The organism is Castellaniella sp. (genome assembly GCF_034007085.1).
In the GTDB taxonomy this organism is placed as follows: Bacteria; Pseudomonadota; Gammaproteobacteria; order Burkholderiales; family Burkholderiaceae_B; genus Castellaniella.
The window spans coordinates 1-7,281 of the sequence record NZ_JAVERO010000110.1; the positions used below are offsets into that span (position 1 = coordinate 1).

Here is a 7,281-nt window from a genome sequence, read left to right on the forward strand (position 1 = left end):
CCGCCACCTGCTGCAGGGCGCGGGTATTGCCCCCCTGTTCCAGGAACAACGCCCGGACATGGTGCGCGCGGATCTGTTGCACCAGATCCGCCATGGCCCGGGCCGAGGGTTCCGCCTCGCTGGACAGGCCAACGACGGACAGCACCTCGATGCCATACGCTGCGCTGAAATAGCCGAAGGCATCGTGCGACGTGGCCAGTACGCGCCGGGCAGGGGGAATGGATTCCAGTTGCCGGCGCCATTGGGCATCAGCCTGGCGCAGCTTGCGCACGTAGGCTTCCGCCCGCGCCTGGTAGGCGGAAGCGTGGGCCGGATCGGCATCCGCCAGCCCGCGTGCAATGTTGCGGGCATAGATCACGCCATTGGCAAGATCCTGCCAGGCGTGCGGATCGACACCGCCATGGTCGTGCCCATGGCCATGATCTGCATGTCCATGGTCGTGATCGTGGTCATCGGCCGCCTGCGCCGCGTGATCATGATCATGGTCGGCGTCCCCATGCCCGGCCGCTTCGCCCTCGTCGTCCAGGCGACGGGCCTGCACGCCGCGCGAAGCCTCGATCGTGTGCCCCTTGAAACCGGCCGCCTCGACCAGGCGCGGCATCCAGGATTCGAACCCCAGACCGTTGACCACCAGCACCCGGGCGCTGCCCAGGGCACGCGCATCCTTCGGCGTCGGCTCGAACGTATGCGCATCGCTCAGCGGCCCGACGAGCACATCCAGGCGGATATCGTCCCCACCCACCTCGCGCACGATGTCGCCCAGGATCGAAAACGAGGCCACCACCGGCAGGCGCGCGCCGGGCGCCGCGTTCTCGGCCCGGACCGGCTGCGCGCCGACTGTCATACCCAAGGCCAGGAGGCAAGCAGCCCCCGTCAGCCATGCGCCCCGCCGCGCGGATGCAAAACCCCAGCGATGTTTCATCATTGACTCCCTTCCTTCATGGATTGCAGCAAACGGGCGCGGCGCGCCCGCGCTTCGCGCAGGGCCAGCAGGGCGCCACCATGCGGCCCGAACGCAACCGAAAAAAAATGAATGCACCCGGCCGCCAGAATGATCGCCGGCGATGCGGGCACGTCCGCGTGATAGGACACCAGCAAGCCCACATAGGAAGCCAGGGCTCCCAGCGCAGCCGCCAGCACCATCTGGGCGCCCACCGGCCGGACCCAGAACCGGGCTGCCGTGGCAGGCAGCATCATGATGCCCACCACCATCAAAGTTCCCAGCACCTGAAAGCCCGCCACCAGGGTCAGCACCAGCAGCAACAGAAAACCGATATGCGCCCAGGCGCCCGCACGGCCCTCGGCACGCAGAAAACCGGGGTCCAGGCATTCCACCGCCAACACACGCAGCAAGGCGGCCAGCGCCAACAGCGTCACGCTGCTGACGATGGTGACCAGGATCAGGGCCGCGTCGCTCAGCCCCAGGACAGTGCCAAACAACACATGAATCAGGTCCATATTGGTGCCCTTCAAGGACACCAGCAGCACCCCCAGACCGAGGGACACCAGGTAAAACGCGGCAAAGCTGGCGTCCTCGCGCAATGGCGTCATGCGCGCCACCAGACCGGCCAGAACGGCCACGGCAACACCCGTGACCAGACCGCCAAGCGTCATCGCTGCCATGGACAGTCCCGCCGTCAGGAAACCCACCGCCACGCCCGGCAAAATCGCATGCGCCATGGCATCGCCCATCAGGCTGAGACGGCGCAGCACCAGGAACACCCCCAGTGGCCCGGCGGCAAAAGCCAGCGCCAGGGCGCCTGCCAGGGCGCGGCGCATGAAACCGAACTCGACAAAAGGCTGCACCAGCAGATGCCAGAGATCCATCAGGCAGCCCCCCCGGCGCACAGGTGGCGCGCCAGGTGCAGATTGGATGCATTCAGCACCTGGCCGCTGTCGCCCCAGCCGACGACCTGCCCCGCCAGCAGCAAGGTCTGGGGAAAGTAGGCACGCACCATATCCAGATCATGCAATACCGCGATCAATGTCCGCCCCTCGCCATGCCATTGGTGCAGCAGCGCCAACAGGCTTTCGGTCGTGCCCTGGTCCACGGCAGCAAACGGCTCGTCGAGCAGGATCACCCGGGCATCGCGCAGGATCAGCCGCGCAAACAGCGCGCGCTGCCGCTGCCCGCCGGACAGCGTATTGACGGACTGGCGCCCAAAGCCGGCCAGGCCCACTGCGCGCAGGGCGGCTTCGACGGCGTCCCGGCCTGCATCATCCAGGCCGCGCCAGGCGCCCAGCCGATGCCAGGCGCCCATGGCCACCAGATCAAACGTGCTGATGGGAAAATCCAGGTCCAGTTCGGCCGACTGCGGCAGACAGGCCAGGTCGGCCGCAACCGCCGGATCGACCCGGATGCGCCCCCGGATCGGGCTCAGGCGGCCCGCCATGGCCTTGATCAGGGTGGACTTGCCAGCCCCGTTCGGCCCGACCACCGCCGTCATCGACCCCTGCGGAAACACGCCGCTGACGTCGCGCACGGCAATCCGGTCGCGCCAGCCCAGCCAGACCTGCTGCAGTTCGATGGCAGGCGCTGCCGCGCCGGGCGCCGGGTTTACCACCATTGCAGCGCCCATCCGGTCAACAGCCACAGAAATGCCACCGCCAGCGCGGCACGGCGCATGCGCTGGCCGGCCGACAGCAGCAACGAAGAGCCGCGATAGCGGCCCCGTTTGGACAACAGGGGGGGAAAGGACATGATGATCCGCGATCGGCATCGCCTGGAAACGTTACGTTATAACATACCCACCCTGGCCTGCCGGACCTGCCGGCACACCACCACCATCGTGCGCCGCCCGCGCCCCCAACCGGCCCGCTCCCCGAGTTTGCCCTAAACCCGGGCCTATGCTGTAATCGCATGCTGATCGCCCCCCTGCCCGCCACTTGGCCGGTCACATGCCCTTGGCAGTCATGCCACCGGGGTCCGGCGCAACGGGGTCAGCGCATCGCACCCGAGGCCATCATGAACACTGCTCCATCCGCCGATTCCCTGATTCCCGCCACCGTGCTCACCGGTTTCCTGGGGGCGGGCAAGACCACTCTGCTGCGCCGCATCCTGACCGAATTCCACGGCCAGCGCATCGCCGTCATCGAAAACGAATTCGGCGAGGAAAACATCGACAACGACCTGCTGGTCCAGGACGACGAAGAACAGGTCGTGGAACTGAGCAACGGGTGCGTCTGCTGCACCGTGCGCGGCGACCTGATCCGCACCCTGGGCGACCTCGCCGCCCGACGCGCAGCCGGCGCGGTGCGCTTCGACCGTGTGATCATCGAGACCACGGGCATGGCCAACCCCGGCCCGGTCTGCCAGACCTTTTTCATGGACGATGACGTCGCCGCCACCTACCGGCTGGATGCCGTCATCACGGTCGTGGATGCCAAGCACGGCATGGCCACCCTGGACCGCCAGGAAGAAGCCCAGCGCCAGGTCGGGTTCGCCGACCGCATCCTGATCTCGAAAAAGGATCTGGTCAACGAGGCCGACTACCAGGCCCTGCGCGCCCGCCTGGTGCGCATCAACCCGCGCGCCGCCATCCTGTCCGCGCATTTCGGCGAAACCGACCTGAACGCCCTGCTGGACGTCAGCGGCTTCGATCTGGACGCCATCCTGGACATCGACCCCGAATTCCTCGCCGAAGAAGCCGCCGGGCACGATCATCACGATCATGACCACCACGGCCACCACGATCACCATCACGACGACGAGGATGACCAGCACGCCTGCGGCCCAGGGTGCCATCATGACCATCACGACCACCATCACGCCCACCACGACGACGAGATCGGCGCCTTTGTGTTCCGTTCCAACCGCGCCTTCGACCCGGAACGCCTGGAAGATTTCCTCAGCGGCATCGTCCAGGTCTACGGTCCCGACCTGCTGCGCTACAAGGGTATCCTGTACATCAAGGGCATCAATCGCCGCATGCTGTTCCAAGGCGTCCACATGCTGTTCGGCGCCGAACCCGGCAAGGCCTGGCCTGCCAGTGAAAAACCGAATACCCGCATGGTCTTCATCGGCCGTAAACTGCCCCAGGACATCTTCACCCAGGGGCTCGAACAATGCCTGGTCTGAACACTGCAACACCACTGCCCCGCCGTATCTTCCGGTCGGGGCAGACAGGCCCCGGCACATAAAAAAGAGGACTTGACATGGCTACCAAATCCAGCACCAAACCCCAAGGCAAGCCGCTCACGGAAAAAGAACTGCTGGCGATGCCCGAAAAGGATTACATGAACGACGCCCAGCTGGCGTTTTTCCGCGAACGCCTGCACCAGCTCGAACACGAAATCCTGACCAACGCCGGCGCCACGACCGAAAATCTGCGCGAGACCCAGTACGTGCCCGACCCGGCCGACCGCGCCACGATCGAAGAAGAACACGCGCTGGAACTGCGCACGCGCGACCGCGAGCGCAAACTGCTGAAAAAAGTCCAGCAGGCCATCGCCCGCATCGACGCCGGCGAATACGGCTGGTGCGAAGAAACCGGCGAACCCATCGGCATCCCGCGCCTGCTCGCCCGCCCCACGGCCACCCTGTCGCTCGAAGCCCAGGAACGCCGCGAAATGCGCCAGAAGCTCTACGGGGATTGAAACGGCGCCTGGACTCGTCATGCCGCGTTGCAAATCCTCGCGATAGTATGACTATCGCTGCGGTTTGCGCCTTGCCTGCCAGGCGCATGCATCCAGCTTGAATTTTCTGAACATGCCCCCATGTGATCCTCTCTACCCGAGAGGACCGCATGGAACAATTTCACGCCACCACCATCGTCTGCGTCCGGCGCGGCACTGAAGTCGCCCTGGGAGGCGACGGTCAGGTCACCCTGGGCAACATCGTCATCAAAGGCACCGCCCGCAAAATCCGGCGACTCTATCACGACAAGGTCCTGGCTGGTTTCGCCGGCGCGACGGCCGATGCATTCACCCTGCAGGAACGCTTCGAGGCAAAACTGGAAAAGCACCAGGGTCACCTGATGCGTGCCGCCGTGGAACTGACCCGCGACTGGCGCACCGACCGCGTGCTGCGCCGCCTGGAAGCCATGCTGATCGTGGCCGACCGCGAACACACTTTGATCCTCACGGGCAACGGCGATGTCCTGGAACCCGAACACGGCATCGCCGCCATCGGCTCGGGCGGCGCCTATGCCCAATCGGCTGCGCGCGCCCTGCTGGACGCCACCGAACTGGCCCCCGCCGACATTGTCAAGAAATCCCTGGAAATCGCCGGGGAACTCTGCATCTACACCAATCAGAACCACATCGTCGAAACACTCTAGGCCCTCTCCATGTCTGACGCCACCCCCATGACCCCCAAGGAAATCGTCTCGGAACTGGACAAGCACATCGTCGGCCAGGACAAGGCCAAGCGCTCAGTCGCCGTGGCGCTGCGCAACCGCTGGCGCCGCCAGCAGGTGCCCGAACCCCTGCGCCACGAAATCGTCCCCAAGAACATCCTGATGATCGGGCCCACCGGCGTGGGCAAGACCGAGATCGCCCGCCGCCTGGCCCGCCTGGCCAACGCCCCCTTCATCAAGATCGAAGCCACCAAGTTCACCGAGGTCGGCTACGTGGGCCGCGACGTGGACACCATCGTGCGCGATCTGGTCGAGGTCGCCATCAAACAAACGCGCGAGACCGAAATGCGCCGCGTGCGCACCCAGGCCGAGGACGCAGCCGAAGACCGCATCCTGGATGCCCTGCTGCCGCCCCCGCGCAATGCCCAGGGCCAGCCCGAACGCGATGAAAACAACACCCGCCAGGTCTTCCGCAAGCGCCTGCGCGAAGGCAAGCTGGATGACACGCAGATCGACATCGAAGTCGCCCAGACGCCGCCGCACATGGAAATCATGGCGCCCCCCGGCATGGAGGAAATGACCGAGCAGCTGCGCGGCATGTTTGCCGGCCTGGCCCAGGGCAAGACCAAGTCGCGCAAGCTGACGGTGAAAGAAGCCTTTCGCCTGCTGGTCGAGGAAGAAGCCGCGCGCCGCATCAACGAAGAAGACCTGCGCACCCACGCCGTGACGCTGGCCGAACAGCACGGCATCGTCTTCCTGGACGAGATCGACAAGATCGCCGCGCGCCAGGAACAAGGCGGCGCCGACGTTTCGCGCCAGGGCGTGCAGCGCGACCTGCTGCCGCTGGTCGAAGGCACCACCGTCAACACCAAATACGGCATGGTGCGCACCGACCACATCCTGTTCATCGCCTCCGGCGCCTTCCACCTGTCTCGGCCATCGGACCTGATCCCCGAACTGCAGGGCCGTTTCCCGATCCGGGTGGAACTGGATTCCCTGACGGCCGAGGACTTCGTGCGCATCCTGTGCGAAACCGACGCCTCGCTGACCAAGCAATACAGCGCCCTGCTGGCCACCGAAGACGTCACACTGGATTTCACCGAGGATGGCATCCACCGCCTGGCCGAACTGGCCTTCGAGGTCAACGAGCGCACGGAAAACATCGGCGCCCGGCGCCTGTACACCGTCATGGAAAAACTGCTGGAAGACCTGTCCTTCGAGGCCGCCAGCCCGGGCGCGGAAACCGTGGTGATCGACGCCGCCTACGTGAACGACAAACTGGCCGAGGCTGCCGGCAGCCAGGACCTGGCCCGCTACGTGCTGTAGTCCGGCGGGGCTGGGGACCAGCCTAGTTTTTCTTCAGGGCCACGATCCGGTAATGACCGCTGGCCCGTTCGGCCGTGAAATCGACCCGATCGCCCGCTGCGATCCCCGCCAACAGTGCTGGATCGGCGTGATAGACCAGGATCATGGCCGGCAGGTCGAGCTTGTCGATGGCCCCATGGCGGATGGCGATCTTGCCGCCGGCAGCGTTCACGCGCACGACTTCGCCGCTGGCTTGCGCCTGGACGGGCGCAGCCGCCGACACGACCCCCGGCAGCGCCAGAGCGGCGGCCAGGGCAATGGGCATCAGGGCATGAAAACGCATGGGCTACACTCCTTCTGTTTCCCCCGGGCTCGCGCCGGCGGACAGGTCCAGCATACCGCGAAACCGCACATCCCCTGCCGATCCGCAACGCCTGATTTCCCATCAACCGATCCAGAGACTGCCTTGCCTGCCCCCGTTCCCGGCTACGACTTGCGGCCCGCCACCGAGTCCGACATCCCGGCCATCCATGCCCTGATGCTGGAAATGGCGGAATTCGAAAAATTGACCGACATTTTCCAGGCCACGCACGCCAGCCTGAAAGACAGCTTTTTCGGTCCGGACCCAGCGGCCCACTGCCTGGTCACCACGACGACCGAGGATCCCGCCACGGCCATC

9 protein-coding genes and 1 pseudogene are annotated in these 7,281 nt (G+C 65.7%); 5 read left to right on the plus strand and 5 right to left on the minus strand.

Features of this window, described 5'->3' with window-relative positions; genetic code table 11:
- From RBR29_RS09410 to RBR29_RS09425, 4 genes are all read right to left on the minus strand, one after another.
- On the minus strand, positions 1-844 hold an 844-nt coding region (locus RBR29_RS09410; protein ID WP_320348805.1), incomplete at its 3' end, for a metal ABC transporter solute-binding protein, Zn/Mn family.
- Positions 845-921: 77 nt separating this feature from the next.
- Positions 922-1,827: a metal ABC transporter permease gene (locus tag RBR29_RS09415; protein ID WP_320348806.1), complete on the minus strand. Its 906-nt coding sequence runs from the start codon at positions 1,825-1,827 to the stop codon at positions 922-924.
- On the minus strand, positions 1,827-2,567 hold the full coding sequence (locus tag RBR29_RS09420) for an ABC transporter ATP-binding protein (protein WP_320348808.1): 741 nt from the start codon (positions 2,565-2,567) through the stop codon (positions 1,827-1,829). Before RBR29_RS09420 ends, RBR29_RS09415 begins: the two co-directional genes overlap by 1 nt.
- Positions 2,558-2,701, minus strand: a complete 144-nt coding sequence (locus RBR29_RS09425) for a hypothetical protein (RefSeq protein WP_320348809.1) — start codon at positions 2,699-2,701, stop codon at positions 2,558-2,560. The genes RBR29_RS09420 and RBR29_RS09425 overlap by 10 nt, the downstream gene beginning before the upstream one ends.
- A gap of 264 nt (positions 2,702-2,965) precedes the next feature.
- Between RBR29_RS09425 and RBR29_RS09430 the strand changes: the two genes are divergently transcribed.
- The 4 genes from RBR29_RS09430 (at position 2,966) to hslU (ending at position 6,623) form a co-directional block, all read left to right on the plus strand.
- Positions 2,966-4,078: a GTP-binding protein gene (locus tag RBR29_RS09430; protein WP_320348810.1), complete on the plus strand. Its 1,113-nt coding sequence runs from the start codon at positions 2,966-2,968 to the stop codon at positions 4,076-4,078.
- A 77-nt stretch (positions 4,079-4,155) separates the two neighbouring features.
- On the plus strand, positions 4,156-4,596 hold the full coding sequence (gene dksA, locus RBR29_RS09435) for an RNA polymerase-binding protein DksA (RefSeq protein WP_320348811.1): 441 nt from the start codon (positions 4,156-4,158) through the stop codon (positions 4,594-4,596).
- A 149-nt stretch (positions 4,597-4,745) separates the two neighbouring features.
- Entirely contained in the window at positions 4,746-5,279 is a 534-nt protein-coding gene (gene hslV, locus RBR29_RS09440) for an ATP-dependent protease subunit HslV (RefSeq protein WP_320348812.1), read from the plus strand.
- Positions 5,280-5,288: 9 nt separating this feature from the next.
- Positions 5,289-6,623 (plus strand): ATP-dependent protease ATPase subunit HslU, encoded by a 1,335-nt coding sequence (hslU, locus tag RBR29_RS09445; protein WP_320348813.1) that lies wholly within the window; start codon positions 5,289-5,291, stop codon positions 6,621-6,623.
- Between the two features lie 22 nt (positions 6,624-6,645).
- On the opposite strand, the gene RBR29_RS09450 is transcribed toward hslU, so the two are convergent.
- On the minus strand, positions 6,646-6,945 hold the full coding sequence (locus RBR29_RS09450) for a copper-binding protein (protein WP_320348814.1): 300 nt from the start codon (positions 6,943-6,945) through the stop codon (positions 6,646-6,648).
- Between the two features lie 123 nt (positions 6,946-7,068).
- Between RBR29_RS09450 and RBR29_RS09455 the strand changes: the two are divergent.
- Positions 7,069-7,281: pseudogene (locus RBR29_RS09455) on the plus strand (GNAT family N-acetyltransferase); the annotation flags it as partial.